This window comes from Pseudomonas sp. Z2-11, assembly GCF_054161305.1.
Window position 1 is genome coordinate 4,028,749 of sequence record NZ_CP096395.1, and the last position, 25,492, is coordinate 4,054,240.

Sequence of the window (25,492 nt, forward strand, 5' to 3'; positions counted from 1 at the left end):
TGTGGGAGCGGGCTTGCTCGCGAAAGCGGTGGGTCAGGTTGTCTTGATGTCGATTATGCTGCCGTCTTCGCGAGCAAGCCCGCTCCCACACAAGCCCGCTCCCACATGCCTGCCTCAGCCCTGGTGATTGCGCAGCTCTTCGATGCTGATTTCGCGCATGCGAAATTTCTGGATCTTGCCGGTAACCGTCATCGGGAACTGCTCGACAAATTTGAAATGACGCGGTGTCTTGAAGTGAGCGATGCGTTCCTTGCACCACGCTTGCAACTGCTCCTCGGTGACGCTGTGGCCGGGATGGAGTTTGATCCAGGCCACGATCTGTTCACCGTAGCGTGGGCATGGAATGCCGATCACCTGCACATCCGCCACGGCGGGATGGGTGAAAAAGAACTCCTCCAGTTCGCGGGGATAAACATTCTCACCGCCACGGATGATCATGTCCTTGTTCCGTCCGACGATACAGACGTAACCCTGCTCATCCATGCTCGCCAGGTCGCCGGTGTGCATCCAGCCCTGCGCATCGATCGCCTCGGCCGTGCCCTTGGGGTTGTTCCAGTAGCCGAGCATCACGCTGTAACCGCGCGTGCACAATTCGCCGATGGTGCCGCGAGGGACAACCTCGCCGTTCCCGTCGATGATCTTGCTCTCCAGCTGCGGCTGGGTACGCCCAACGGTCGTGACACGCAACTCCAGTTCATCCGTGGGACCGGTCTGCAACGACACCGGGCTGGTTTCCGTCATGCCGTAGGCAATCTGCACTTGGGCCATGTGCATCTCGCTGATGACCCGCCGCATCACCTCGATCGGACAGGTGGCTCCGGCCATGATCCCGGTGCGCAGGCTGGACAGGTCGAAATCCCCGCGCTGCGGCTGGTCCAGCATAGCGATGAACATGGTGGGGACCCCGTACAGCGCGGTGGCTCTTTCTTCAGCCACGGTCCGTAGCGTCAGCAACGGATCGAAGGCATCGTTGGGGTAGATCATGGTACTGCCGTGGGTCATGCACCCCAGGTTACCCATGACCATGCCGAAGCAGTGATACAACGGCACCGGGATCACCAGACGATCGCCGGCGGTCAGGCCGAGGCTTTCACCGACCATGTAACCGTTGTTGAGAATGTTCTGGTGACTGAGGGTCGCGCCCTTGGGAAATCCGGTGGTGCCGGAGGTGTACTGGATATTCACCGGCTGCTCGAAATGCAGGCTGCCCTGGCGCTCGGCCAATTGCCCAGGCGAAATGGCTGCACCGAGGTCGGCCAACTGCGACCAGGGCAGGAAGCCTGAAGGCGGCTGGGAATCGAGGCTGATCACGCCGCGCAGATCCGGCAAGCATTCGCTTCGCAGTTGGCCGATCGATTGCTCTGCCAGTTCCGGCGCCAATGCCTGCAACATGGCGTGGTAATCCGAAGTCTTGAAAGCCCCCGCACACACCAGCCAGCGGCATCCGGACTGTTTGAGCACGTACTCCAGTTCCGAGGCCCGATAGGCCGGGTTGATGTTGACGAGGATCACGCCGATCTTCGCGCTGGCAAACTGGGTAATGCACCACTGCGCGGAATTGGGTGCCCATATGCCCAGCCGATCGCCGGTTTCCAGGCCCAGCGCGAGCATGGCCCGGGCGTGCAGGTCGACCGCCGCGGCCAGTTCGCGCCAGCTGTAGCGCAATGATTGGTGGCGAGCCACCAGCGCTTCGCCGTCAGGACAGTCTGTCACCGTCTGGTCAAACGCCTCGCCGATGGTTTGGGCCAGCAAGGCCTTGGCCTGGGAACCGCGGGTATAGCTGAGTTGCGTATGCGAACCGGGTTGATCCATGACGCCCCCTGTTGTCTTTATTAATGGGTGTATCGGTGGAATCTCACGACTTCGAAAGCTGTTCAAGCGGCCTTACTCTGGCCCAAGTTGACGTTAACGTAAAGAGCGATTGACAGCCATGGGTCGCGCGCTTACGTTAACGTAAAGGTGAGAGCGCTCCCGCCGCTCCCCGCACCCGACAAAAATCCAAAAGGTGTCCCATGAGCTACCCATCCCTGAATTTTGCCCTCGGCGAAACTATCGATATGTTGCGCGACCAGGTGCAATCCTTCGTCAAGGCAGAGTTGGCGCCTCGTGCGGCGCAGATCGACATCGACAATCTGTTCCCCGCCGATATGTGGCGCAAGTTCGGCGACATGGGCCTGCTGGGCATCACCGTCCCGGAAGAATATGGCGGCGCTGGCCTGGGTTACCTGGCCCATGTGGTAGCGATGGAAGAAATCAGCCGCGGCTCGGCCTCGGTCGCCCTCTCCTACGGCGCCCACTCCAACCTGTGCGTCAACCAGATCAATCGCAACGGCAACCATGAGCAGAAAACCAAATACCTGCCCAAGCTGATCAGCGGCGAACACATCGGCGCCCTGGCCATGAGCGAACCGAACGCCGGCTCCGATGTGGTCTCGATGAAACTGCGCGCCGACAAACGCGGCGACCGCTACGTTCTCAACGGCAGCAAGACCTGGATCACCAACGGGCCTGACGCCAACACCTATGTGATCTACGCCAAGACCGACCTGGAAAAAGGCGCCCACGGCATTACCGCGTTCATAGTCGAACGCGACTGGAAAGGCTTCAGCCGCAGCAACAAGTTCGACAAGCTCGGCATGCGCGGCTCCAATACCTGCGAGCTGTTTTTCGACGACGTCGAGGTGCCGGAAGAAAACATCCTCGGCGCACTCAACGGTGGCGTGAAAGTCCTCATGAGCGGCCTCGACTACGAGCGCGTGGTCTTGTCCGGCGGCCCGACCGGGATCATGCAGGCCTGCATGGACCTGATCGTGCCCTATATCCATGATCGCAAGCAGTTCGGCCAGAGCATCGGCGAATTCCAGCTGATCCAGGGCAAGGTTGCGGATATGTACACCCAGCTCAACGCCAGCCGCGCCTACCTGTATGCGGTGGCCCAGGCCTGCGAGCGCGGCGAAACCACGCGCAAGGACGCCGCCGGGGTGATCCTCTACAGCGCCGAACGCGCGACGCAAATGGCCCTTGATGCCATCCAGATCCTGGGCGGCAATGGCTATATCAATGAGTTCCCGGCCGGGCGCCTGCTGCGTGACGCCAAGCTGTATGAAATCGGCGCCGGCACCAGTGAGATCCGACGGATGCTGATCGGCCGCGAACTGTTCAACGAAACCCGCTAACGGAGCTGACCATGGCCACGCTGCACACTCAGCTCAACCCACGCTCACCGGAATTCAGCGCCAACCGCGACGCGATGCTCGGCCAGGTCGAGGCCCTGCGTACTTTGCTCGCCCACGTCCAGCAAGGCGGCGGAGCCAAGGCCCAGGAACGGCATACCTCACGGGGCAAATTGTTGCCCAGGGAACGCATCAATCGCTTGCTTGACCCGGGTTCGCCGTTCCTGGAGATCAGTCCGCTGGCGGCTTACGAGGTGTACGGCGAAGACGTTCCGGCCGCCGGCGTGATCGCCGGGATCGGTCGAGTGGAAGGCATCGAATGCATGATTGTCGCCAACGACGCGACCGTCAAAGGTGGTTCGTATTACCCGCTGACGGTGAAAAAACACCTGCGCGCCCAGACCATCGCCCAACAGAACCGCCTGCCCTGCATCTACCTGGTGGATTCCGGCGGTGCCAACCTGCCGCGCCAGGACGAGGTGTTCCCCGACCGTGAGCACTTTGGCCGGATCTTCTTCAACCAGGCCAACATGAGTGCCCAGGGCATCCCGCAGATTGCCGTGGTCATGGGTTCCTGCACCGCTGGCGGCGCGTACGTGCCGGCGATGGCGGACGAGGCGATCATGGTCCGCCAGCAGGCAACGATTTTCCTCGCCGGCCCGCCGTTGGTAAAAGCGGCGACTGGAGAGGTGGTCAGTGCCGAGGACCTGGGCGGCGCCGACGTGCACTGCAAGATTTCCGGTGTCGCCGACCATTACGCCGACAGCGATGAACACGCCCTGGCGCTGGCCCGTCGCAGCGTGGCCAACCTCAACTGGCGCAAGCTCGGTGATGTGCAGCAACGCGCGCCCATCGCCCCGCTGTATTCGAGTGAGGAGCTGTACGGCGTGGTTTCGGCCGACGCGAAGCAGCCATTCGACGTGCGAGAAGTGATCGCACGTCTGGTGGACGGCTCGGTGTTCGACGAGTTCAAAGCACTGTTCGGAACGACCCTGGTGTGCGGTTTCGCCCACTTGCACGGTTACCCGGTGGCCATCCTGGCCAACAACGGCATCCTGTTCGCCGAGGCCGCACAAAAAGGCGCGCACTTCATCGAACTGGCCTGCCAGCGCGGCATACCGCTGTTGTTCCTGCAGAACATCACCGGCTTCATGGTCGGTCAGAAATACGAAGCCGGCGGCATCGCCAAACACGGCGCAAAACTTGTGACCGCGGTGGCCTGCGCCCGGGTGCCGAAATTCACCGTGATCATCGGCGGCAGTTTCGGCGCCGGTAACTACGGCATGTGCGGCCGCGCGTATGACCCGCGCTTTTTGTGGATGTGGCCGAATGCGCGGATCGGCGTGATGGGCGCCGAACAGGCGGCCGGCGTGCTGGTGCAGGTCAAGCGCGAACAGGCCGAACGCAGCGGCCAGCCGTTCAGCGCAGTTCAGGAGGCCGAGATCAAGCAACCGATCCTCGACCAGTACGAAGAACAGGGGCACCCCTACTATTCCAGCGCGCGGCTGTGGGATGACGGCGTCATTGACCCGGCGCAGACGCGCGATGTGCTGGGCCTGGCCTTGTCCGCGTCGTTGAACGCGCCCATCGAACCGAGCCGCTTCGGCGTGTTCAGGATGTAACCGGGGAACGCCCATGAATCATTACAACACGCTCCAATTGCAGATGGACCCGCGCGGCTTCGCCACCTTGTGGCTCGACCGCGAGTCGAAAAACAACGCGTTCAACGCCGAGATGATCCGCGAGCTGATCCTCGCCCTGGACCAGGTCGGCAGCGATCCGACCCTGCGCTTCCTGCTGATCCGTGGTCGTGGCAAACACTTCAGCGCCGGCGCCGACCTGGCCTGGATGCAGCAATCGGCCGAACTCGATTACCACACCAACCTCGACGACGCTCGGGAACTGGCGGAGCTGATGTACAACCTCGCCAAGCTGAAGATCCCGACGCTCGCCGTTGTCCAGGGCGCGGCATTCGGCGGCGCGCTGGGTTTGATCAGCGCCTGTGACATGGCCATCGGCGCCGATGATGCGCAGTTCTGCCTGTCCGAAGTACGCATCGGCCTGGCGCCGGCCGTGATCAGTCCATTCGTGGTGCAGGCCATCGGCGAACGGGCGGCACGGCGTTACGCCCTGACGGCTGAACGTTTCGGTGGGCAACGGGCGAAGGAAATCGGTTTGCTGGCGGACAGTTACCCGGCCGAGGCCCTGGATGATCAGCTCGGCAAGTGGATCGACAACCTGCTGCTCAACAGTCCGGCGGCCATGCGCGCCAGCAAGGAACTGCTGCGCGAAGTCGGCAACGGTGCGTTGACCCCGGCGTTGCGGCGCTACACCGAAAATGCCATCGCGCGGATACGGGTCAGCCCCGAGGGCCAGGAAGGCCTGCGGGCGTTCTTGCAAAAACGACCGCCGAGCTGGCAAACCGAGTCCAACAACAAGGAGCCGCGTCGATGAGCGCCCCTGCCCTCACTACCCTGTTGGTCGCCAACCGCGGCGAAATCGCCTGCCGCGTCATGCGCACAGCCAAGGCCATGGGCCTGACCACCGTTGCGGTGCACAGCGCCACCGACCGTGACGCGCGTCATAGCCGGGAAGCCGACGTGCGTGTCGATCTGGGCGGCAGCAAGGCCGCCGACAGCTATTTGCAAATCGACAAACTGATCGCCGCGGCGCAGGCCAGTGGCGCCCAAGCCATCCATCCGGGCTACGGTTTTCTTTCCGAGAATGCCGGGTTCGCCAGGGCTATCGAAGAAGCCGGGCTGATCTTTCTCGGTCCGCCCGCCTCGGCCATCGACGCCATGGGCAGCAAGTCCGCCGCCAAGGCCCTGATGGAGACGGCCGGCGTGCCGCTGGTACCCGGCTATCACGGTGAAACCCAGGATCTGGAGACCTTCCGCGCCGCCGCCGAGCGCATCGGTTATCCGGTGCTGCTCAAGGCCACGGCGGGCGGCGGCGGCAAGGGCATGAAGGTTGTCGAGGAAGTCAGCCAACTGGCCGAGGCATTGGCCTCTGCGCAGCGCGAAGCGCAATCGTCGTTCGGCGATGCGCGAATGCTGGTGGAAAAATACTTGCTCAAGCCACGCCACGTGGAAATCCAGGTGTTCGCCGACCGGCACGGCAACTGCCTGTATCTCAACGAACGCGACTGCTCGATCCAGCGTCGCCATCAGAAGGTCGTGGAGGAGGCACCGGCGCCGGGTCTGAGCCAGGAACTGCGCCGGGCGATGGGCGAAGCCGCCGTACGGGCGGCCAAGGCGATCGGCTATGTCGGCGCGGGTACGGTGGAGTTTCTGCTGGACTCGCGAGGCGAATTTTTCTTCATGGAAATGAATACCCGGCTGCAGGTCGAGCATCCGGTGACCGAAGCGATCACCGGGCTCGACCTGGTGGCCTGGCAGATCCGCGTCGCCCAGGGCGAGCCATTGCCGATCACCCAGGAGCAGGTGCCGCTGCTGGGTCATGCCATCGAAGTACGTCTGTACGCCGAAGATCCGGCCAATGATTTTCTTCCCGCCACGGGGCGCTTGTCGCTGTATCGCGAGTCGGCCGAAGGCCCAGGTCGCCGGGTAGACAGTGGTGTCGACGAAGGCGATGAGATCTCGCCCTTCTACGACCCGATGCTCGGCAAGTTAATTGCCTGGGGGGAAACCCGCGAACAGGCACGTTTGCGGTTGTTGGCCATGCTCGACGAGTTCGCCATTGGCGGGCTGAAAACCAACATCGGTTTTCTCCGCCGTATCATCGCTCACCCCGCCTTCGCGGCGGCGGAACTGGACACCGGTTTCATCCCGCGTTACCAGGCGCAATTGCTGCCGGAGCCCGGCGAACTGGATGACGATTTCTGGCGCGCTGCGGCCCAGGGTTTCGCCTTGAGCCTGACGCCACGTGTCCGCGCCGATGACAGCAACTCGCCATGGGCCGCTACCGCCGGGCTGCGCCTGGGGCTGCCAGCGGAAATCACCCTGCACCTGAGTTGCGATGGCCAGGACCGCGCCGTGACGCTGGATGTTGCTGGTCGCGGCGCCGAGCTCAGGGGCGAGCAGTTGATCATCGAGCACAACGGTGTGCGCCGCGAACATCGAGCCATTCGCCACGACGACAGCCTCTACTTGCAATGGAAGGGCGATCTGTATCGAGTCGACTCCTACGACCCGCTGGCGGCGGCCGAGGCCAGCCACAGCCAACAGGGCGGCCTGGTCGCCCCCATGAATGGAAGCATCGTTCGGGTGCTGGTGAGCGCTGGCCAGGCGGTGGAAGCCGGCGCGCAACTGGTGGTGCTGGAGGCGATGAAAATGGAGCACAGCATCCGCGCGCCCAAGGCTGGCGTGATCAAGGCGGTGTATTGCCAGGAGGGAGAGATGGTCAGCGAGGGCAGCGCGCTGGTGGAACTGGAAGAATAGCCATTCGGCCCGGTTTCCGGGCCGATCCAGTCAGAACCTGATGGTTGCCTGTACGACCACGCCGATGATGCGGCATTGGTCGGTAAACAGGGTTTTCGGATAAGTCGGATTGAGCGGAACCAGGTAACGCTGCCCGCTCTCTTCCATCAGCTTGCGGAAAGTCGCTTCGCTGCTACCTGGCAATCGGGCAATCACCAGTTTCCCGGGCACCGCTTCGATCGCCGGATCCACCAGGATCGACATGCCCTCGGGAATGCTCAAGCCGCTTGGCGCCGTCATCGCATCCCCCATCACCACCAGCCAGAACGCGTCGCCCCGTGCATGGTAATCCGTCAGCTCATAGCGCGGCTGGCCGTAGTCCGCGACATTCTCTTCGCGAACGAGACCGATGTCGCGCCAGTCACTGACCGGGTAGCGAAAGTACGGGTTGTACTTCTGCGCCAGGGCCATCCCCTCGTCGGTGGAAGTGTCCGGCTCGCGGATCACCATTGCCACCTCGAGGAACTCCAGCCCCAGCTCCTGCAGCACCCGGTTCATGTCTCCAAGACTGGGTTGTCGGCGCTTGGTCAGCCAATGGCCGACCCCACCCTGAGACATCCCCAGACGCTCTGCGAGCACCACTTGCGTGATGTGCTGCTCCTTCATCCTGGCCTTGACCAACTCTATCCATTTATCCATGAGCGGCACGATACGTGGCTGACGCCGTCCAGCAAAACACAAGTTGTAGTATTTAAATTATCGTCACAATTACGCCGAGTACTAAGCTGGGATCAGGATTTCCAAACCCGCACGGAGAAACTCGACATCATGGACAAGCCCAACAACGATGAGCCCGCAGCCCCCTCGAACAACCCATTTTTGTCGCTTCAGGATTGTCCGGCAGCCAAACGCGCCCTGGACCATTACCTGAAACCGGATATTGCCGACAACCCGGCGGAACATCGCTTCTTCGACGTCAACCGAAACATCAGTGGGGAGGAAGCCCTGGTTCATGCTTGCGACCTGCTACGTTGTGCAGCCGCTACCGCCCACGAATCCGCCAGCCGATTGAACGGCCCGAGCCGTGACCTGGCATTTTCGGTGGTGCATATGATCGACCTGGTCAAGGTCATGCTCGACCGGACCCTGGACGGCTATCCGGCACGCTAGTCGCAACGCTTGAATGACGCCGCGAACGCGGGCCACGAGAAATAATTTCCAATTGAGGCAATAAAAACATTTGACTTGCAAATGATAATGATTATTATTGCATCAGCTGATCGCGAGATCAGTCGATAGCCCAGAGGACCTTAGGTCGGACCTCTGGAATATCTCCTCATCAGGCTAATCACGGTTTTTGACCCGGCTTTTTGCCGGGTCTTTTTTTGCCGATTTTTCGGCTTATGGCTTCAGGCTAATGAAGTCTTTGGATGTTGCTGATTCGATGACGGCGATGATAGCAAACGCACTTCGCTCGCCAAAGCATCTGCGCTGCAACAGAGTGAATGAACGACAGGCAGCACTTGAGAATCATTCAGGGACTGTCTAATCTGCTTAAGCGTCCAGGGAGGGCGCCCCCTTCTTTTCATGGCGCTGATCGTCCCGGTTCGCCCGTCCTGCGTGTAAAGTAACGGCCACCAGATCCTCTACCGGAACCGTGACCGTGGCTAAATCTTCCTTTGATATCAGCGCCAACTTCGACAGTGGCAATATTGACGTCGTGGACATCAGCAACCCGTTGCAGTCGCTGCTGAAAATCAGGCCAGACACCCGTAGCGCGCATTTCCAATGGTTTCATTTCAAGGCCAGCGGCCTGCACGTCGGCCAGGAATATTCTTTCCGCCTGCTCAACGCCAGCCAATCGTCCTATAACAAGGCGTGGACAGGCTACCAAGCCGTAGCGTCCTACGATCATGTCAACTGGTTCCGTATTCCTACGCAATTCGAGGGCGACGCCCTGCGCTTTCATCTGGAAGCCGAACAGCCCCACGCCTGGTTTGCCTATTTCGAACCCTACAGCCGCGGCCGTCACGACTGGCTGATCGAACAGGCGCAGCACAAGGCCGGTACCGAACTGCTGGCGATCGGCAAAAGCGTCGAGGGCCGTGATCTTCAATTGCTGCGCAAAGGCAGCGGTGCCGAGGGCCGACGCAAGATCTGGATCATTGCGCAGCAGCACCCCGGCGAGCACATGGCCGAGTGGTTCATGGAGGGAGTAATCGAACGTCTCCAGCATCAGGACGACGCCCAGCTGAACCGTTTGCTCGCCAAGGCCGATCTGTACCTGGTGCCGAACATGAATCCGGATGGCGCGTTCCACGGGCACCTGCGCACCAACGCGATGGGCCAGGACCTCAACCGGGCCTGGCAGAGCGCCAGTCCGCAAATCAGTCCCGAGGTCCATTTCGTACAGCAGCAGATGGAAAAGTACGGCGTCGACCTGTTCCTTGATGTCCACGGTGACGAAGAGATACCCCACGTCTTCACTGCCGGTTGCGAAGGCAACCCGGGCTATACGCCGCGCATCGCCGGACTCGAAGAGCGCTTTCGCAGCCACCTCAAGCACCAGACCAAGGACTTCCAGACCGCCCATGGTTACACCCGCAACGAACCGGGCCAGGCCAACATGACCTTGGCCTGCAACGCGGTTGGGCAGAAATATGATTGCCTGTCCCTGACCCTGGAAATGCCGTTCAAGGACCACGACGACCACCCGAACCCACGCACGGGCTGGTCCGGCAAACGCTCAATGCAATTGGGCAAGGACGTGCTGAGCACGGTCGAGGACATCATCGACGAATTGCGCTGATATTCCCCGGCGCCCCGCTCCCCGTGGCGAGGGAGCTTGCTCCCGCTGGGTGGCGTAGCCACCCCGAATGGATTGATGCAGTTTTTCAGACATATCGCGTCAGCCGGTTTTACGACGGCTGCGCCGCCGAGCGGGAGCAAGCTCCCTCGCCACGGGTTATGCGTCAGTCCTTGCCGCGCAACATGCTGCCCAACACCTCATCCCGGCGCACCCACCCATGGAACAGCGCCGCCGCCAGATGCACCAGCACGGTCAGGAACAACAGATAGGCCAGGTAGCCATGGGCCTTGCGCAGCCACGCAAAAGTCTGGGCATCCGCTGGCAGGATGGAGGGCAACCGCAGCGATTCGCCAAGCATCACCGGGTCGCCTGCCGCCGAAATCATGCTCCAGCCCAACAGCGGCAAGATCAGCATCAAGGCGTACAGCAAGACATGCGAGGCCTTGGCCGCCAATACCTGCCACCCCGGCAGATCGGCTGGCAGCGGCGGCGTACGGCGGGTAAAGCGCACCACCAGGCGCACGATCACCAGCAACAGAATCGCGATGCCCAGAGGTTTGTGCAGTTGGAGCAACCATTCGTGGCGCTCGGACACCGAGGCGACCATGCCTGCGCCGATAAACAGCATGGCGATGATCATCAGGGCCATCAGCCAATGCAGCAGCCGAGCCAGCGGTGCGAAGTGTCGAGGGGCGTTCATTGACGGGACTCCTGGGTAGCGGGCAATTGGCTGACTTCGCTGGTGCGCCGCAGATAGGAACTGGCATAGGCTGCCGAGCGGGCGGCCAGCAGCGGATCATCCGAGCCTTCGATGCCACTGGGCAGGATCAGCGGGTCATAGTTGATGTCGCGGCAATCCCCGTTGTCCTGCGCCTGGGCGCGCTCCAGTACCAGGGTACCGGCGTTGAGCGCCTTGCGGTCGCCGGGCCAGGCCTTGCTGGCGTCGTTGACCGGGTCGCCCGGATTGGCCAGGGTAATGTGCAACTGCCAGCGCAGTGGCCCGGCAGCCAGGCGTTTCGTCAGGTCCTGTTCAAGGAAATCAGCGCCTTGGGGCGGCGCGGTCTGAGCCGCGTCCTGGCTCGTTGGTACTACCGCCCAGCGCACCGCCTGGCGCTCCCCCGAGGGGTTGACCAGATAGAACGCGTTAATCCCGTTATAAGTTTCGGTGGCATAGCTGGCCGAGGGTTTTGCGGTCTTGATCCATTGCAGGAACGGCATCGCCTCGGGATGCGCGGCAAAAAATGCCGGCACCGCCGCCGGGTTCGGTTTACCCGTGGCCGGATCCGGCGACTGGGCCTGTTGAAGCTGGAAGAACGCCTCGGGCGTCCCCACCGGGAAAACCGGCATGCTGTTCATGCCCGTGCGCCATTGCTGGCCATCGGACTGGGTAAAACGCAACGCCAGGCTGCGGATCGGCACGCTGCCATCGGGTGCGTAGGGGTTGCCGCTGGGCAGTGCAAAACGACCCACCACCGGCGTCCGCGCATCGTTGAACACCTGCGCGCTGGAGTAGGCTCGCGCCTCGCCGCTGTTCTCAAAATAGCCCGCAACGCAGACACCTTTGGAGTGATTGCGCCGAAAACCCGGATGAACCCCGTTATTGGTTTCCAGCACGTTGACCAAGGCCTTGGGCGTCAGTCGTTGCGGGTCCAGGGTACCGTTCACGTAAGCGAATGTCCCGGCCAGCGCGGCGACGACCGCGGCGATGCCGGTCAGGCGCAACGCCAGGCTGGCAGCGCTCAACGGCCGCCGACTCGATTCAGAAGAAGGGTCAACCATTTGCAGACTCCAGGGCACACGGCCATCTGTGGAAAGGACCTGTCAGACGAAAGCCCGACGGGTTTATTCCCACGTCGCGTATTTATTTTTCCTGCGCTGGAATAATCTCGTTCCCGGGTCGTCTTTCCAGTCCCAACTCAGCGATTGCCCAACGAAGCTGCCCGCCCATGAACGAACTCGACGACCAGTTGCGCCTGCTCATCCCACGGCTACGACGTTTTGCCGTGTCGCTGACCCGCAATCCCAGCAATGCCGATGATCTGGTGCAGGCATGCCTGGAACGGGCCTTGTCGAAATGGACCGACAAGCGCCCGGACGGCGACCTGCGGGCCTGGCTGTTTTCGATTCTCTACCGGCAGTTCCTCGATGCCCATCGCCGCTCCCGACGTTATGCGCGGATGCTCGAACTGTTCACCGGCCGCGACGATGCGCACCCTTCGGCCGAACGCAGTGTCATCGCCCAATCGTCACTCCAGGCCTTCGATCAACTGCCCACCGAGCAACGTGCGCTGCTGTTATGGGTCTCGGTGGAAGGCTTGAGCTACCAGCAAGTGGCCGACATCCTGGACGTGCCGACGGGCACCGTGATGTCGCGTCTGTCCCGTGCGCGCCAAGCGTTGCGTCAACTCAGCGAAGGCGAAATCGCCCGCCCTGCCCTGCGGATACTCAAATGATCAGCATGCCCCCCAGCGACAGCGACCTGCACGCCTATGTCGATCGCCAGCTCAGCGAAGACGACCAACGCCAGGTCCAGATCTACCTCGACAGCCATCCCGATGTCGCCGCGCGGGTCCGCGGATGGCAGCAAGACACCCAGCAATTGCGCGCGGCCATGAGCGCGGCCCTGCAGCAATCACCCAACCCTGGCCTGGATCCGGCGATCATCCGCCAACGCCTCAGACATCGGTCCCGACGCCAGCTGGCCAGTGCGGCGGTGCTGGTGCTGGCGGTCGGGGTCGGTGGATTCGGCGGATGGCAGGCCCGGCAGATGACCCTGCTCAGCGCCGCAGCGCCCATGGCTGATGCGCTGCAGGCCTACCGCTTGATTGCCCAGCAGGGCGTCCTGCCCGCCGACTACCAGACGGGCGACGAGCAAAGCATGCAAGGCTGGCTCGACCGCTACTTCACCCAGGCCGACCGCCTGCCGGATCTCTCGGCGGCGGGCTTCAAGCCGGTCAGCGGACGATTGCTCAGTACTGACCAAGGCGCCGCGGCGATGGTGGTCTATCAGGACCCGAGCGGCCTGAAGATCAGTTTCTACGTGCGCCCACCTGGCCCGAAAAATTACCTGCTGCCCCGTGGCAGCCGGCGCGACGGTGAATTGCAGGCCGAATACTGGTCCGGGCCGGGATACAACTATGCGATGGTCATCCCGAGTGATATGCCGGCGGCGCAGAAGCTCAAGCAAACCCTGAACTTCTGATCGCCACTGTCGCCTGCGGGCCCCCTGTGGCCCCCTTGGTGGGAGCGAGCCTGCTCGCGAAGACGGCGTATCTGCCCCGGTGATGTCGACTGGCACACCGCTTTCGCGAGCAGGCTCGCTCCCACAGAGAGTAGCGACGGCCAGCAAGCGCTGCTCACCCCTGCCTGAACACCTGCGAAGGCCTGCGCAGCAGCGGGTCGAACGGGTTGATGCGCGGACCGATCGCCGCGGCTTCGCGCTTGAGCATCTCCACCACCGTCGGCAGGCGATCCGGCCCGAGCCGGTCGCTGATGGTCGCCACGCTCAGCGCTGCGACGGCCCGGCCGTCACGATCGAGAATGGGCACCGCGACCCCGGCCATGCCTTGCAACACACCCGTGTTGCGTCCGGCGTAGCCCAGTGTCCGCACGTTCTCGACCTCGGTGCGCAGGAAGACTTCATCGTACAAATGAAAATCCTTGAGCCGCGGCAGGTTGTAATGGATCACCGTGTCGCGCTCCTCCTCTGGCAGGAATGCCAGGATCGCCAGGCTGCCCTGCCCCACGCCCAGTGCCACGCGGCCGCCGATGTCGCCGGTGAACGTGCGGATCGGAAACGGCCCCTCGCTGCGATCCAGGCAGATGGCATCGAAACCGCAACGCGCCAGCAGAAACAGCGAATCCCCCAGCGACGCCGACAGCCGCAACATGGCGGGCCTGGCCAGTTCACGCAGGTTACCGGTATTGCCGGCGCGGGCAGCCAGGGCAAAGAAGTCCAGGCTGAGCCGATAGCGTTTGCTGCGCGCATCCTGCTCGACCATGCCCTCGTCCATCAGGTTGCGCAGCAAGCGGTGCGTGGTCGGCTGGGACAGGCCGATGCGCTGGGCCAGTTGCGTCACGCGCTCACCGCCTTCAACGGTCTCGCCCAGGCTGCGCAGCACCGCAAACAGCCGTGAGACCGAGCCGACCCCAACTTCACCTTTTTCTGTGTTCCGCTCAGTGGAATCAGGCATGTCATTTCTCTTCAGATAATTTACTCACTGGATGAAACTGAAAATAGTCGTCGTCTCAGTGAAATAGTCCATTGAGCCCATCCTATTCTTCGTCCTACTCTGCGTCCATACAGGGGCGATTCGAACAACAGCGGCAGCCGAGTTGATCTCGAGCGCCAACGCACCCCGCGACATCCTTTCGTATCTGCCCATACAAAAAAGCGCGCCTCGCGGCGACGCATAACAATCTCAGGTGGAGCGCAGTCATGGCTTTCGTGCAACTTGAAAACTTGAGCAAACGTTATGGCGACCTCGACGCCGTGGTCGCCACCAACCTCTCGGTGGAAAAAGGCGAGTTCGTCTCCCTGCTGGGGCCATCAGGCTGCGGCAAGACCACGACCCTGCAAATGATCGCCGGCTTCGTCGAAGCCAGCAGCGGGCGCATCCTCCTCGACAGTCGCGACATCACTCACGCCAAGCCGGCCAGCCGGGGCCTGGGCGTGGTGTTCCAGAGCTATGCGCTGTTCCCCCACATGACCGTCAAGGACAACGTTGCCTTCGGCTTGCGTATGCGCAAAGTGCCGAGCACCGAATTGCAGACACGGGTCGATCGGGTACTCAAGCTGGTGCGCCTCGACCAGCACGCCGAGCGCTACCCGCGTGAACTCTCCGGCGGCCAGCGCCAGCGCGTGGCTTTGGCCCGGGCGCTGGTGATCGAACCGCCGGTGCTGCTACTCGACGAACCGTTGTCCAACCTCGACGCCAACCTGCGCGAGGAGATGCAGTTCGAGATCCGCCGCATCCAGCGCGAGGTCGGCATCACCACGCTGATGGTGACGCATGACCAGTCCGAGGCGCTGTCGATCAGCGACCGGGTGGTGGTGATGCAGGCCGGTCGGATCACCCAGATCGACGCGCCCTACACGCTTTATGAACACCCGCGCACCGAGTTCATTTCCGGTTTTGTCGGCAAAGCCAACCTGCTCCCGGGCCAGCGGGACAGCGCTGGCGTCGTGCAAGTCTGTGGCGCCGGTCAAGGCGAGCTGACCCTGAGCCTGCGCCCGGAGAAAATCGATCTGTGCGCCGCCGGCGCGGGGCGGCTGCAAGGCGCTGTCACCAGCCGTTTTTTCCTCGGCAGTCAATGGCTGTACGGCGTCGCCACCAACCTGGGCGAGCTCAGCGTGGTGCGCCGCAACGACGGCTCGGCGCCCCTGACCGAAGGCACCGCCGTCGGCCTGGACTGGGATCCGGCGCTGCTGCGGGTGCTCAGCGTGGACGAGGTGTCGGCATGAAGCTGATGGATACCATCAAGCGCGGCCGCCAGGGTTACCTGATGTCGGCCCCGGCCCTGGCCTTGTACCTGAGCCTGCTGGTCATTCCCCTCGGGTTGACGCTGGTGTTGTCGTTCAACGTCTTCGACTACGGCTCGGGCATCAACAGCGAGGCCTACACGTTCGAGCATTACACCAGCCTGCTGGGCGATCCGTACTTTTATGAAATCTTCCTGCGCACGTTGTGGATCAGCGCCCTGACCACCGTGCTCTGCGTGCTGATCGGCGTGCCCGAGGCCTACATTCTCAGCCGCATGGGCGCGCCTTGGCGCTCGATTTTCCTGATTCTGATCCTCACGCCGCTGTTGATCTCGGTGGTGGTGCGGGCCTTCGGCTGGAGCCTGCTGCTCGGCGCCGACGGCCTGGTCAACCAGACGTTGCAGGCCCTTGGCGGCTCGCCGATGAAGCTGCTCTACACGCCGTTTGCCGTGGTCATCGCCCTGGTCCACGTGATGTTGCCGTTCATGATCATTCCGGTGTGGACCTCGTTGCAGAAACTCGACCCGGCCGCCGAACAGGCCGCCCTGTCCCTGGGCGCGAGCCAGTTCACGGTGATCCGCAAGGTCGTGTTGCCGCAGATCATGCCCGGCGTACTGTCCGGCACCCTGATTGTGTTCGGCCTCGCCGCCAGTTCCTTCGCGATACCCGGCCTGCTCGGCGGGCGTCGCTTGAAGATGGTCGCCACGCTGATCTACGACCAGTACCTGTCGGAACTCAATTGGCCCATGGGCGCGGCCATTGCCGTCGCGCTGCTGCTGCTCAACCTGCTGATCATGCTCTCGTGGAACCGCATGATCGAAGGCCGCTACAAGAAATCATTGGGGTAATTCTTCATGTCCAGGAACGGTCCTTTCGCCCTGTTGTTTCACGCCCTGGTCGTGGTGTTCATGCTGGCGCCACTGGTGGTGGTCTGCCTGGTGGCCTTCACCCCGGAAAACACCCTGAGCCTGCCCACCACGGAGTTTTCCCTGCGCTGGTTCCGTGCCGTGTTCGAGCGCGCGGATTTTGTCGATGCGTTCTACAACAGCCTGGTCCTGGCGTTCTGCGCGGCGTCGCTGGCGACATTGATCGCGGTGCCGGCGGCGCTGGCAATCACCCGGCTGGAGTTTCCTGGCCGGGATTTTATCAATGGTCTGTTCCTGTCGCCGATCATCATTCCGCACCTGGTGCTGGGCGTCGCGTTACTGCGCCTGTTTGCGTTGATGGGCGTGAACGGCAGTTTTACCTGGCTGATCTTCGCCCACGTGCTGGTGATCACGCCATATGTGCTGCGCCTGGTGCTGGCGTCGGCCATCGGCCTGGACCGCAGCGCCGAACAGGCTGCGCAATCGCTGGGCGCGGGGCGCTTCACCCTGTTCCGGCAGATCACCTTGCCGATGATTCTGCCGGGCGTGGCCGGAGGCTGGTTGCTGGCGTTCATCAACAGCTTCGATGAAGTCACGCTGTCGATCTTCGTCACCTCGCCGGCCACGCAAACCCTGCCGGTGCGCATGTATGTGTACGCCACCGAATCCATCGACCCGATGATGGCGGCGGTGTCGGCGCTGGTTATCGGGCTGACTGCATTGACGATGATTTTGCTCGACCGGGTCTATGGCCTGGATCGGGTCCTGGTGGGCAAACAATGAGGGCGCCATGGCTCTGCTGAAACGACTGGCCGAGCGCGATCGCCCGGCCTTGGACTTCACGCTCGACGGCTTGCCTGCCAGCGGTCTGCTCGGCGATACCGTGCTGACCGCCGTGCTGACCTGCGCTGGGCACTTGCGCGGCAGCGACTTCAGCGCGGAGCCCCGGGCCGGTTTCTGCCTGATGGGCGCCTGCCAGGACTGCTGGGTCCGATTGGGCGACGGCCGCCGCGTGCGCGCCTGCTCGACGCTGCTCGAAGCCGGCCAGCAGATCAGCCGCGAACCGGGGCGCAAGGTATGAATGACTTTGACAGACGCGGCCTCTTCGCGAGCAGGCTCGCTCCCACAGAAGAGCCGGCATCATCACAACCCCATTGTGGGAGCGAGCCTGCTCGCGAAGGCGGCATCAGCCACTCCACCGATCTCCAAGCATCGCCAGCGAGGTGGCCATGAACCCCATAGCCATCATCGGCGCCGGCCCCGCCGGCATCCGCGCTGCGCAAACCCTGGTTGCCCATGGCGTGTACCCGGTCCTGCTGGACGAGGCGGCACGCGGCGGCGGGCAGATCTACCGGCGCCAGCCGGCCAACTTCACGCGCACGCCGAACCAGCTCTATGGCTTCGAAGCGCACAAGGCCAGCGCCCTGCACCAAACCGTGGATGAATTGCGCGAGCAGATCGACTATCGCCCCGACACGCTGGTGTGGAACGCCGAGGGCCGGCTGCTGGATACCTTGCATGAAGGCCGCGCCGCGCGCCTGGCGTATGCCAGCGTGATCGTCGCGACGGGCGCCACCGACCGGATCCTGCCGGTGCCTGGCTGGACGCTGCCGGGGGTGTACAGCCTGGGCGCGGCGCAAATCGCCCTGAAGTTCCAGGGCTGCGCCATCGGCCAGCGAGTGGTGTTCGCCGGCAGCGGGCCGTTGTTGTATCTGGTGGCGTATCAATACGCCAAGGCCGGCGCCAATGTCGTCGCGGTGCTCGACAGCTCCCCCTTGAGCGCCCAGGCCCGCGCCCTGCCCGGCCTGCTCGCACAACCGGCCACCCTCGCCAAAGGCCTCTATTACCGCGCCTGGCTCACAGCCCACGGCATCGCCGTGCAGCAAGGCGCCAGCCTTTCGCGCATCGACGGCGAACGCCGGGTGCAGTCGTTGTCATGGCAAAACGGAAAAGGCCAGCACCGGCTCGATTGCGATGCGGTCGCCTTCGCCCACGGCTTGCGCAGCGAAACCCAACTGGCCGACCTGCTCGGTTGTGAATTTGCCTGGAACCCGCTCAACCGAGCCTGGTTGCCGCAGCGCGACCGCGCCGGGCGCAGCAGCTCGCCAGGGGTCTACCTGGCCGGCGATGGCGCCGGGATCATGGGCGCCGATGCCGCCGAAATGGCCGGCGAACGGGCAGCCCTGGCATTGCTCGAAGATCTCGGCTACCAGGTCGACCCGCAACGCTGCGCCCAGCTGGAACAATCCCTCGAACGCATCGGCCGTTTCCGGCAAGGCCTGGAGCGCGCCTTTGCGTTTCCCGAGGACTGGGCGGACCGCGCCGCTGATGGGCTGATGATTTGCCGCTGCGAAGAAGTCAGCGTCGGTGACATCCGGCAGGTCGTGGGTGAGGGCCATTGGGAAATCAACCGGGTCAAGGCCCATTGCCGGGTCGGCATGGGCCGCTGCCAGGGGCGGATGTGCGGTGCCGCGGCGGCGGAAATCATCGCTCGGGAAAGTGGACGCAACGTTCAGGAAATCGGCCGTCTGCGGGCACAGGCGCCGATCAAGCCGGTACCGTTTGGCCTGGAGGTCGAGTCATGATCGAAGTGGATGCGCTGATCATCGGCGGCGGTATCGTCGGCGCCTCGGCGGCGTTGTTCCTGAGCCAGGCCGGGCGGAGCGTGGCGCTGCTGGAGCGGGACTTCTGCGGTTCGCATTCCAGTGGCGTGAACTACGGCGGCGTACGGCGCCAGGGGCGGCCATTGTCGCAACTGCCGTTGTCGCAACGCGCGCATGAGATCTGGGCGCGATTGCCGCAACTGATCGGCATCGACGGTGAGTATCAGCGTAGCGGTCATCTGAAGCTGGCCCGCAGCCTCGATGACCTGCGTGCGTTGCATGATTATGCCGCGAGCAGTCATGGCTTCGGCCTGGATCTGCAATTGCTGGATCGCGATGAACTGCGCAGGCGGTTTCCCTGGGTCGGCGACGTCGCGGTCGGCGCTTCGCTGTGCCCGGACGACGGTCACGCCAATCCGCGCCTGGTCTCGCCGGCATTTGCCCAGGCGGCCCGCAGGCATGGCGCAAAGGTTTACGAACAATGCCCGGTCAACCAGGTGACGCACGACGGCCAGCGCTTTGTCGTGCGCACCGAGACAGGCCTTGAGCTGCGCGCGCCGTGGCTGCTGAACTGCGCCGGGGCCTGGGCGAGTCGGTTCGCCGCGCAATTTGGCGAGGCCGTACCGATGCACGCCGGGCACCCGGCGATGCTGGTCACCGAGCCGCTGCCGGTGGTGATGGACGCCAGCACTGGCGTGGAAGGCGGCGGCATTTATGCGCGCCAGGTCGCCCGGGGCAATTGCGTGTTGGGTGGCGGCCAGGGTTTCGCCCTCGATGACGCCCGCGCCCGCCCCGGCCAGAGTGCTGTCATCGAGATCTTGCGCCAGGCCGTCGAACTCTACCCGTTCCTGGAGGGCGCCCAGGCGATTCGCACCTGGAGCGGCACCGAAGGTTACCTGCCCGATCGCCAACCGGTGATCGGCCCGAGCAGTACCCAATCCGGTCTGTTGCATGCGTTCGGCTTTGCCGGCGCCGGTTTCCAGATCGGCCCGGCGGTGGGCCAGGCGCTCACTGAGATCATCTGCTGCGGCGCCTCAACGACGCCGCTGGATGCGTTTTCCATCACCCGGTTTCACTCCATCTCCGTTGCTTGATAGAGGAAGGTCGCGCCAATGAATAACGTCAAACGCAGTGCACTGTTCGGTTTCTGCTCGCTGGGCTCCGCTTGCCTGGGCGCCCTGCTCCCGGTCACCCAGGCGTTGGCCGAGCCGACGCTTTACCTGGGCATGAACGGCGGCACCATGGAGCGGCTGTATGCCGACAAGGTCCTGCCGGCCTTCGAGAAAGCCAACAACGTCAAGGTGGTGATCGTGCCAGGCACCTCGGCCGACATCCTCGCCAAGGTCCAGGCCAGCAAGGGCAACCCGCAGATGCACGTGATGTTCCTCGACGATGGCATCATGTACCGCGCCATCGCCATGGGGCTGTGCGACAAGCTTGAAGACAGCCCGCCCCTGGCGCAGATTCCGGCCAAGGGCCGGATCAAGGACCAGGCCGTAGCTGTCAGCCTCGGGGTCACCGGGCTTGCTTACAACACGCGGCTGTTCAAGGAAAAAGGTTGGAACACACCAACCTCGTGGATGGACCTGGCCGACACGCGGTTCAAGGACAAGGTGGTGTTCCAGTCCATGGCGTCGTCGACCTTCGGCCTGCACGGTTTCCTGATGTTCAACCGGATCCAGGGCGGCAGCGAAACCGACGTCGAACCGGGTTTCAAGGCCTGGCCGAACACGATCGGGCGCAACGTGCTGGAGTACATTCCCAGCTCGGCAAAAATCTCCGAAATGCTGCAAACCGACGAAGCCGCGCTGTTCCCACTGACGCCGACCCAGGTGACCGCCTTGAAACTCAAGGGCATGCCAGTCGAGTATGCACAACCGAAGGAAGGCGCAGTGGTGCTCAACGTCGCGGAATGCGCGGTGGCCCACAACAGCGAACCCGAACTCGCGCAGAAACTTGCCGCGTTCCTGCTCACGCCTGAAGCCCAGGCCATTGCCCTGGAGGAAGGCGACCAGATCCCGTCCAACCCCAACACCCCGACCACTGACAAGACTCGTGGCCAGGTGGAAGCGATGAAGCAATACCTGGAAACCGCGATCGCGGTGGATTGGGACCAGGTCAATGAGCAACGTCCGGCCTGGAACGCGCGGTGGAATCGCAGCATCGAGCGCTAGGCAACAGGCGCCGGTCTTTTTGTTTATCATGCGGGTCAACAACGCCAACGAACTCGACGCTTGATCCCTGTGGCGAGGGAGCTTGCTCCCGCTGGGCTGCGAAGCAGACCCCGAATCTGGCACCTCGGTGTGTCAGGTTGATGGAGTTGCAGCTTTGGGGCTGCGCTGCAGCCCAGCGGGAGCAAGCTCCCTCGCCACAGGTTCGGTGCCGATTTCGATAGTTGCGCTCTTCTCAGCCTATATGCGACCCGCCCATGCACACCCTCACCCAACTGCGCACCGGCCAGCTGTCAGGCATTACCCGACTGAAGCTCTCGTGCGGCCTGACGGAGTTTCCCCGGGAAATTTTCAACCTGGCGGACTCCCTCGAAATTCTCGACCTGAGCGGCAACCAGCTCGATACGCTGCCCGACGACCTGTATCGGCTGCCACGCCTGCGCGTGCTGTTCTGCTCCGACAACTGCTTCACTGAATTGCCCGAATGCCTGGGACGCTGCAGCGCGTTGACCATGATCGGCTTCAAGGCCAACCGCATCGAGCACGTGACCGCTCAGGCTTTGCCGCCACTGCTGCGCTGGCTGATCCTGACCGATAACCGCGTCAGCCAGTTGCCGGATGAGCTGGGCCATCGCCCGCACCTGCAAAAGCTGATGCTGGCGGGCAATCGTCTTCAGCAACTGCCCGAGAGCCTCGCCCAGTGTCATCGCCTCGAATTGCTGCGCATCGCCGCCAATCAACTGACCGAATTGCCGTCCTGGTTGTTGGAGCTGCCGAGCCTCAGTTGGCTGGCCTACGCCGGGAATCCCTTGGAAGCCCAGGCCGAGGCCGCCGCGCTGCATGCCGCCACGCCTGTCGACTGGCCGCAACTGAGATTGCAACACACTCTCGGCGAAGGTGCTTCGGGGGTGATTCATCAAGCGCTGTGGCAAGCACCGGGCCGCCCCGCGCGAGACGTCGCGGTCAAGCTGTACAAAGGCCAGATGACCAGCGATGGCTCGCCGCTGCATGAAATGCATGCCTGCATCACAGCCGGCAAGCATCCGAACCTGATCGAAGTATTGGGCCAGGTCAGCGGTCATCCCGAGCAGCAGGTCGGGCTGGTGATGGCCCTGATCGGACCCGATTACCGCAACCTGGCCGGGCTGCCGAGCCTGGCGTCCTGCACCCGCGACGTCTACGACGACGAGCTGCGCCTGAGCGCAGCGGCGGCCTTGCGCATCGCCCAAGGCGTTGCGTCGGTGGCGGCGCACCTGCATCGCCAGGGCATCACCCATGGGGATCTGTACGGCCACAATATCCTCTGCAACGACCAGGGCGATTGCCTGCTCGGCGACTTCGGCGCGGCGTCTTTCCATGCCACGGCTGACACGCCGCAAACGCGCGCCCTGCAACGCATCGAGGTGCGGGCGTTCGGGATTCTGCTGGGGGAGTTGCTGGCGCGGATCGAGCCGGCGCTCGCGGATGAGACGCTTGAGCGGTTGCGACAGCTGGAGACGCGCTGCTGTCAGCCGGACGTACTGGCGCGGCCGGGGTTTGACGAGATAGCTGGCTTGTTCGACGACCGTGGCGAGGGAGCTGCCTCCCTCACCACAAGGTAAGTCGCTTAACCGGCCAGGCCGACAAACATGTCCTGCACATCGTCATGGTTGTCGAGGCCTTCCAGGAACGCCTCGACTTCGGCCATCTGCTCGTCGCTCAGGCCGCTGACCGGGTTTTTCGGCTGATAGCCCAATTTGGCCGACAGCACGGTGAAACCCTGCTCCGGCAACGCTTTCTGAACGGCGTCAAGGTCGGCAGGTTCGGTGATGAAAAGCGTCGCCCCGTCTTCGCCCGGCTCGAAATCCTGGGCACCGGCCTCGATGGCGGCCATTTCCGGATCGGCGTCAGGGCTGTCCGGCGCAGCTTCGATCATGCCGACATGGTTGAAATCCCAGGCGACCGAACCGGAAGCACCCAACTGGCCCTTGCGGAACGCGACACGGATTTCGGCGACGGTACGGTTGATGTTGTCGGTCACACACTCAACGATCAGCGGCACCTGATGGGGCGCGAACCCTTCGTAGGTCACGCGATGATACTGAACGGTTTCACCGAGCTGGCCGGAGCCTTTCTTGATCGCGCGCTCCAGGGTCTCGCGGGGCATCGAGGCCTTTTTCGCCTGCTCAACCACCAGGCGCAGGTGCGCATTGGTAGCGACATCGGCGCCGTTACGCGCTGCGATGGTGATCTCCTTCACCAGCTTGCCGAAAATCTTGCCTTTAGCGTTGGCAGCCGCTTCTTTGTGTTTAACCTTCCACTGTGCGCCCATTACTCACTCTCTTGTCTGACGCGCCGAGACATCTGCCGGCCGGCGCTGTGGCGCCAAGTTTATACGGCCTAAACCGGCTGATCGACCAAAAAATCGCGCTCGCCGGATCGACATTTTCGCAAACTGATGTAGGGGGTTTCTGAAAGTGTCATTCGGATACACCGTAGTGCACAGCGGTTTCGTACCCTCAGCGCCCTCTCCCTGCAAATACAGAGCTGCGATGCGCAACGATACGGATTATTCCTTCAGCCTCACACTCACAAAAAGCAACCTACGGCTTCATGTCCAGAGATTCAGCGGACGAGAAGCCCTCAACCAACCGTTTCGGTTCGACCTTGACTTGATCGGCCTGGCGCCTCCGATAAGCCTCGACATCATTCTCGGCCAACAGGCGTTTCTGCACCTGAGTGCCGAGTCGGGTGTGCATGGGATCGTCGACAGCGTCAGCCTGACCTCTCATTCCCAGCACCGCGTTGGCTATCGCCTGAGGCTGGTGCCTTACCTGCAGCGTCTGGAGCAAAGCCCTCGACGCCGAGTCTTTGGCCAACTCAGCCCAATCCAGCTGCTGCAACACTTACTGGAAGAACACGAATTGCCCGCCCACAGTTTCCGGTTTGAATTGCCGCACGGGCACTACCCGTGCCGGCCGTTCTGTGTCCAGTACGACGAAAGCGATCTCGAACTGTTGCAACGGCTGTGTGAGGAAGAAGGCATCCACTATCACTTCGAGCACGCCCCTACCGGCCATGTCCTGGTATTTGCAGAAGATGCGACAAGTTTCCCTGATCAGCCGTTCGGGTTGAACCTGCATCAGGAGGAAGGCCAACCGGCCATTGAGCGCCTGTACCAGCGCCATCACCTGACGCCACCTTTGTTGCCGGCCAACGCCAGGGATCGGGCGTTGGCCGGGGTTTCTGAAACCTCGGCAGCCAACCACCCTTTCACCCCCACGCTGGAGGCGGCCTGCACCAACGTTGCGCAAGCCCAACAGGCAGGTCGCCGTACCCTCGAGCGGCTGCGCTGCACGCAAAGGGAAATCCACGGCCAGAGCAGCCAACCGACCTTGCGCAGTGCCTCCATCGTGCAGATCGGTGGCCATCCGATATCTACGTTCAACGATCAATGGTTGATTACCGAGATCAAGCATCGCGGGCGACAGCCTTCGATCCTCGAAGCCCCGTCTTCCTCTCCTGCATCCCGACACTATCGCAATCGGTTCCTGGCCATTCCCTGGTCCACTGTGTTCAGGCCAGCCCTCAAGCACCCGAAGCCGCCCATCGCCGGCAGTCATCTTGCCTATGTGCACGGTCAGCATGGGCATGGCCAGGTTAACGTCAGCCTTTGGACCCGGGAGGGCGAAGTCATCACATTGCCTCTGTCGCGGTTGACCTTGCATGACTGCCAGGCGCCGCCGGCTGGCAGCCAGGTGCTGGTGACTTTTCTCGACGGCGATCCCGACAGGCCAGTGCTATGCCCCGGAGTATTCAGCCCCCCGGGACCCGGCGCCAGCGACATCGGCGGGCCAATCGTCGGCCCCTCAACGCCGCCCTGTCGTGATGCGGGGTTATTGCTGGACTGGCTGCTGAACCGCCCTGACCCCATCGCTTGAACGCCCGGATTATTGAGCGGCCGCCCCCCTTCGATGTGGACCACTCGAAGCGTCGGTACCGCCCGGCAAGGTTGCGAAATGATGTAAAG

General features: G+C 62.9%; 23 protein-coding genes. 17 read left to right on the forward strand and 6 right to left on the reverse strand.

Annotation, left to right across the window (positions count from 1 at the left end; translation table 11 throughout):
* Positions 1-114 precede the first annotated feature (114 nt).
* Positions 115-1,812, reverse strand: coding sequence for an AMP-binding protein (locus M1E16_RS17810; RefSeq protein ID WP_458128021.1), 1,698 nt, complete (start codon positions 1,810-1,812; stop codon positions 115-117).
* A 200-nt stretch (positions 1,813-2,012) separates the two neighbouring features.
* Here M1E16_RS17810 and M1E16_RS17815 point away from each other — a divergent pair, with 200 nt between their 5' ends.
* The 4 genes from M1E16_RS17815 to M1E16_RS17830 are packed head-to-tail and all read left to right on the forward strand — an operon-like array spanning position 2,013 to position 7,573.
* On the forward strand, positions 2,013-3,176 hold the full coding sequence (locus M1E16_RS17815) for an isovaleryl-CoA dehydrogenase (RefSeq protein ID WP_305500136.1): 1,164 nt from the start codon (positions 2,013-2,015) through the stop codon (positions 3,174-3,176).
* Positions 3,177-3,187: 11 nt separating this feature from the next.
* Positions 3,188-4,795 (forward strand): carboxyl transferase domain-containing protein, encoded by a 1,608-nt coding sequence (locus M1E16_RS17820; protein WP_458128022.1) that lies wholly within the window; start codon positions 3,188-3,190, stop codon positions 4,793-4,795.
* 13 nt (positions 4,796-4,808) lie between these two features.
* Complete coding sequence (locus M1E16_RS17825; protein ID WP_458128023.1) at positions 4,809-5,627, forward strand: gamma-carboxygeranoyl-CoA hydratase; 819 nt, start codon at positions 4,809-4,811, stop codon at positions 5,625-5,627.
* On the forward strand, positions 5,624-7,573 hold the full coding sequence (locus M1E16_RS17830; RefSeq protein WP_458128024.1) for an acetyl/propionyl/methylcrotonyl-CoA carboxylase subunit alpha: 1,950 nt from the start codon (positions 5,624-5,626) through the stop codon (positions 7,571-7,573). The genes M1E16_RS17825 and M1E16_RS17830 overlap by 4 nt, the downstream gene beginning before the upstream one ends.
* 30 nt (positions 7,574-7,603) lie before the next feature.
* Here the strand turns inward: M1E16_RS17830 and M1E16_RS17835 are convergent, their stop codons facing one another.
* Complete coding sequence (locus M1E16_RS17835; protein ID WP_434573230.1) at positions 7,604-8,251, reverse strand: LexA family protein; 648 nt, start codon at positions 8,249-8,251, stop codon at positions 7,604-7,606.
* Positions 8,252-8,380: 129 nt separating this feature from the next.
* On the opposite strand from M1E16_RS17835, the gene M1E16_RS17840 reads away from it, so the two are divergent.
* Positions 8,381-8,722, forward strand: coding sequence for a DUF6124 family protein (locus tag M1E16_RS17840; protein WP_434629988.1), 342 nt, complete (start codon positions 8,381-8,383; stop codon positions 8,720-8,722).
* A gap of 487 nt (positions 8,723-9,209) precedes the next feature.
* Positions 9,210-10,361, forward strand: a complete 1,152-nt coding sequence (locus M1E16_RS17845) for a M14 family metallopeptidase (RefSeq protein WP_458128025.1) — start codon at positions 9,210-9,212, stop codon at positions 10,359-10,361.
* A 163-nt stretch (positions 10,362-10,524) separates the two neighbouring features.
* On the opposite strand, the gene M1E16_RS17850 is transcribed toward M1E16_RS17845, so the two are convergent.
* On the reverse strand, positions 10,525-11,061 hold the full coding sequence (locus tag M1E16_RS17850) for a cytochrome b (RefSeq protein ID WP_458128026.1): 537 nt from the start codon (positions 11,059-11,061) through the stop codon (positions 10,525-10,527).
* Positions 11,058-12,140 (reverse strand): catalase family peroxidase, encoded by a 1,083-nt coding sequence (locus tag M1E16_RS17855; protein WP_458128027.1) that lies wholly within the window; start codon positions 12,138-12,140, stop codon positions 11,058-11,060. Before M1E16_RS17855 ends, M1E16_RS17850 begins: the two co-directional genes overlap by 4 nt.
* A gap of 167 nt (positions 12,141-12,307) precedes the next feature.
* Between M1E16_RS17855 and M1E16_RS17860 the strand changes: the two genes are divergently transcribed.
* Together M1E16_RS17860 and M1E16_RS17865 are read left to right on the forward strand one after the other, a co-directional pair.
* Positions 12,308-12,814 (forward strand): sigma-70 family RNA polymerase sigma factor, encoded by a 507-nt coding sequence (locus M1E16_RS17860; protein ID WP_434573222.1) that lies wholly within the window; start codon positions 12,308-12,310, stop codon positions 12,812-12,814.
* A complete protein-coding gene (locus tag M1E16_RS17865) occupies positions 12,811-13,563 on the forward strand; it encodes an anti-sigma factor family protein (RefSeq protein ID WP_434697356.1) in 753 nt (250 codons plus the stop codon). The genes M1E16_RS17860 and M1E16_RS17865 overlap by 4 nt, the downstream gene beginning before the upstream one ends.
* A gap of 154 nt (positions 13,564-13,717) precedes the next feature.
* On the opposite strand, the gene M1E16_RS17870 is transcribed toward M1E16_RS17865, so the two are convergent.
* Entirely contained in the window at positions 13,718-14,554 is an 837-nt protein-coding gene (locus tag M1E16_RS17870; protein ID WP_458128028.1) for an IclR family transcriptional regulator, read from the reverse strand.
* Positions 14,555-14,799: 245 nt separating this feature from the next.
* Here M1E16_RS17870 and M1E16_RS17875 point away from each other — a divergent pair, with 245 nt between their 5' ends.
* The 8 genes from M1E16_RS17875 (at position 14,800) to M1E16_RS17910 (ending at position 23,084) form a co-directional block, all read left to right on the forward strand.
* Entirely contained in the window at positions 14,800-15,825 is a 1,026-nt protein-coding gene (locus M1E16_RS17875) for an ABC transporter ATP-binding protein (protein ID WP_458128029.1), read from the forward strand.
* Positions 15,822-16,691, forward strand: a complete 870-nt coding sequence (locus tag M1E16_RS17880) for an ABC transporter permease (RefSeq protein ID WP_458128030.1) — start codon at positions 15,822-15,824, stop codon at positions 16,689-16,691. Before M1E16_RS17875 ends, M1E16_RS17880 begins: the two co-directional genes overlap by 4 nt.
* A 6-nt stretch (positions 16,692-16,697) precedes the next feature.
* On the forward strand, positions 16,698-17,492 hold the full coding sequence (locus M1E16_RS17885) for an ABC transporter permease (protein ID WP_458128031.1): 795 nt from the start codon (positions 16,698-16,700) through the stop codon (positions 17,490-17,492).
* Between the two features lie 7 nt (positions 17,493-17,499).
* Positions 17,500-17,790: a (2Fe-2S)-binding protein gene (locus M1E16_RS17890; RefSeq protein WP_458128032.1), complete on the forward strand. Its 291-nt coding sequence runs from the start codon at positions 17,500-17,502 to the stop codon at positions 17,788-17,790.
* Between the two features lie 148 nt (positions 17,791-17,938).
* Positions 17,939-19,294, forward strand: a complete 1,356-nt coding sequence (locus tag M1E16_RS17895) for an FAD-dependent oxidoreductase (protein ID WP_458128033.1) — start codon at positions 17,939-17,941, stop codon at positions 19,292-19,294.
* Positions 19,291-20,406 carry an NAD(P)/FAD-dependent oxidoreductase gene (locus M1E16_RS17900; protein ID WP_434697351.1) on the forward strand — a complete coding sequence of 372 codons (1,116 nt, stop codon included), beginning with the start codon at positions 19,291-19,293 and terminating at the stop codon, positions 20,404-20,406. The genes M1E16_RS17895 and M1E16_RS17900 overlap by 4 nt, the downstream gene beginning before the upstream one ends.
* 18 nt (positions 20,407-20,424) lie before the next feature.
* The gene (locus M1E16_RS17905; protein ID WP_458128034.1) at positions 20,425-21,486 is read left to right on the forward strand and encodes an ABC transporter substrate-binding protein; all 1,062 of its coding nucleotides are present in this window, start codon (positions 20,425-20,427) and stop codon (positions 21,484-21,486) included.
* Positions 21,487-21,740: 254 nt separating this feature from the next.
* Positions 21,741-23,084, forward strand: a complete 1,344-nt coding sequence (locus tag M1E16_RS17910) for a leucine-rich repeat-containing protein kinase family protein (RefSeq protein WP_458128035.1) — start codon at positions 21,741-21,743, stop codon at positions 23,082-23,084.
* A gap of 5 nt (positions 23,085-23,089) precedes the next feature.
* Here M1E16_RS17910 and M1E16_RS17915 read toward each other — a convergent pair whose 3' ends face one another.
* Positions 23,090-23,794 (reverse strand): YebC/PmpR family DNA-binding transcriptional regulator, encoded by a 705-nt coding sequence (locus tag M1E16_RS17915; RefSeq protein ID WP_305500095.1) that lies wholly within the window; start codon positions 23,792-23,794, stop codon positions 23,090-23,092.
* A 220-nt stretch (positions 23,795-24,014) separates the two neighbouring features.
* On the opposite strand from M1E16_RS17915, the gene M1E16_RS17920 reads away from it, so the two are divergent.
* Positions 24,015-25,403: a type VI secretion system Vgr family protein gene (locus tag M1E16_RS17920; protein ID WP_458128036.1), complete on the forward strand. Its 1,389-nt coding sequence runs from the start codon at positions 24,015-24,017 to the stop codon at positions 25,401-25,403.
* Positions 25,404-25,492: the final 89 nt, after the last annotated feature.

Coding starts and splice junctions, on each gene's coding strand:
- M1E16_RS17810 (WP_458128021.1), bottom strand. CDS start 1,812: ATGGATCAACCCGGTTCGCATACGCAACTCAGCTATACCCGCGGTTCC.
- M1E16_RS17815 (WP_305500136.1), top strand. CDS start 2,013: ATGAGCTACCCATCCCTGAATTTTGCCCTCGGCGAAACTATCGATATG.
- M1E16_RS17820 (WP_458128022.1), top strand. CDS start 3,188: ATGGCCACGCTGCACACTCAGCTCAACCCACGCTCACCGGAATTCAGC.
- M1E16_RS17825 (WP_458128023.1), top strand. CDS start 4,809: ATGAATCATTACAACACGCTCCAATTGCAGATGGACCCGCGCGGCTTC.
- M1E16_RS17830 (WP_458128024.1), top strand. CDS start 5,624: ATGAGCGCCCCTGCCCTCACTACCCTGTTGGTCGCCAACCGCGGCGAA.
- M1E16_RS17835 (WP_434573230.1), bottom strand. CDS start 8,251: ATGGATAAATGGATAGAGTTGGTCAAGGCCAGGATGAAGGAGCAGCAC.
- M1E16_RS17840 (WP_434629988.1), top strand. CDS start 8,381: ATGGACAAGCCCAACAACGATGAGCCCGCAGCCCCCTCGAACAACCCA.
- M1E16_RS17850 (WP_458128026.1), bottom strand. CDS start 11,061: ATGAACGCCCCTCGACACTTCGCACCGCTGGCTCGGCTGCTGCATTGG.
- M1E16_RS17855 (WP_458128027.1), bottom strand. CDS start 12,140: ATGGTTGACCCTTCTTCTGAATCGAGTCGGCGGCCGTTGAGCGCTGCC.
- M1E16_RS17860 (WP_434573222.1), top strand. CDS start 12,308: ATGAACGAACTCGACGACCAGTTGCGCCTGCTCATCCCACGGCTACGA.
- M1E16_RS17865 (WP_434697356.1), top strand. CDS start 12,811: ATGATCAGCATGCCCCCCAGCGACAGCGACCTGCACGCCTATGTCGAT.
- M1E16_RS17870 (WP_458128028.1), bottom strand. CDS start 14,554: ATGCCTGATTCCACTGAGCGGAACACAGAAAAAGGTGAAGTTGGGGTC.
- M1E16_RS17875 (WP_458128029.1), top strand. CDS start 14,800: ATGGCTTTCGTGCAACTTGAAAACTTGAGCAAACGTTATGGCGACCTC.
- M1E16_RS17880 (WP_458128030.1), top strand. CDS start 15,822: ATGAAGCTGATGGATACCATCAAGCGCGGCCGCCAGGGTTACCTGATG.
- M1E16_RS17885 (WP_458128031.1), top strand. CDS start 16,698: ATGTCCAGGAACGGTCCTTTCGCCCTGTTGTTTCACGCCCTGGTCGTG.
- M1E16_RS17890 (WP_458128032.1), top strand. CDS start 17,500: ATGGCTCTGCTGAAACGACTGGCCGAGCGCGATCGCCCGGCCTTGGAC.
- M1E16_RS17895 (WP_458128033.1), top strand. CDS start 17,939: ATGAACCCCATAGCCATCATCGGCGCCGGCCCCGCCGGCATCCGCGCT.
- M1E16_RS17900 (WP_434697351.1), top strand. CDS start 19,291: ATGATCGAAGTGGATGCGCTGATCATCGGCGGCGGTATCGTCGGCGCC.
- M1E16_RS17905 (WP_458128034.1), top strand. CDS start 20,425: ATGAATAACGTCAAACGCAGTGCACTGTTCGGTTTCTGCTCGCTGGGC.
- M1E16_RS17910 (WP_458128035.1), top strand. CDS start 21,741: ATGCACACCCTCACCCAACTGCGCACCGGCCAGCTGTCAGGCATTACC.
- M1E16_RS17915 (WP_305500095.1), bottom strand. CDS start 23,794: ATGGGCGCACAGTGGAAGGTTAAACACAAAGAAGCGGCTGCCAACGCT.
- M1E16_RS17920 (WP_458128036.1), top strand. CDS start 24,015: ATGCGCAACGATACGGATTATTCCTTCAGCCTCACACTCACAAAAAGC.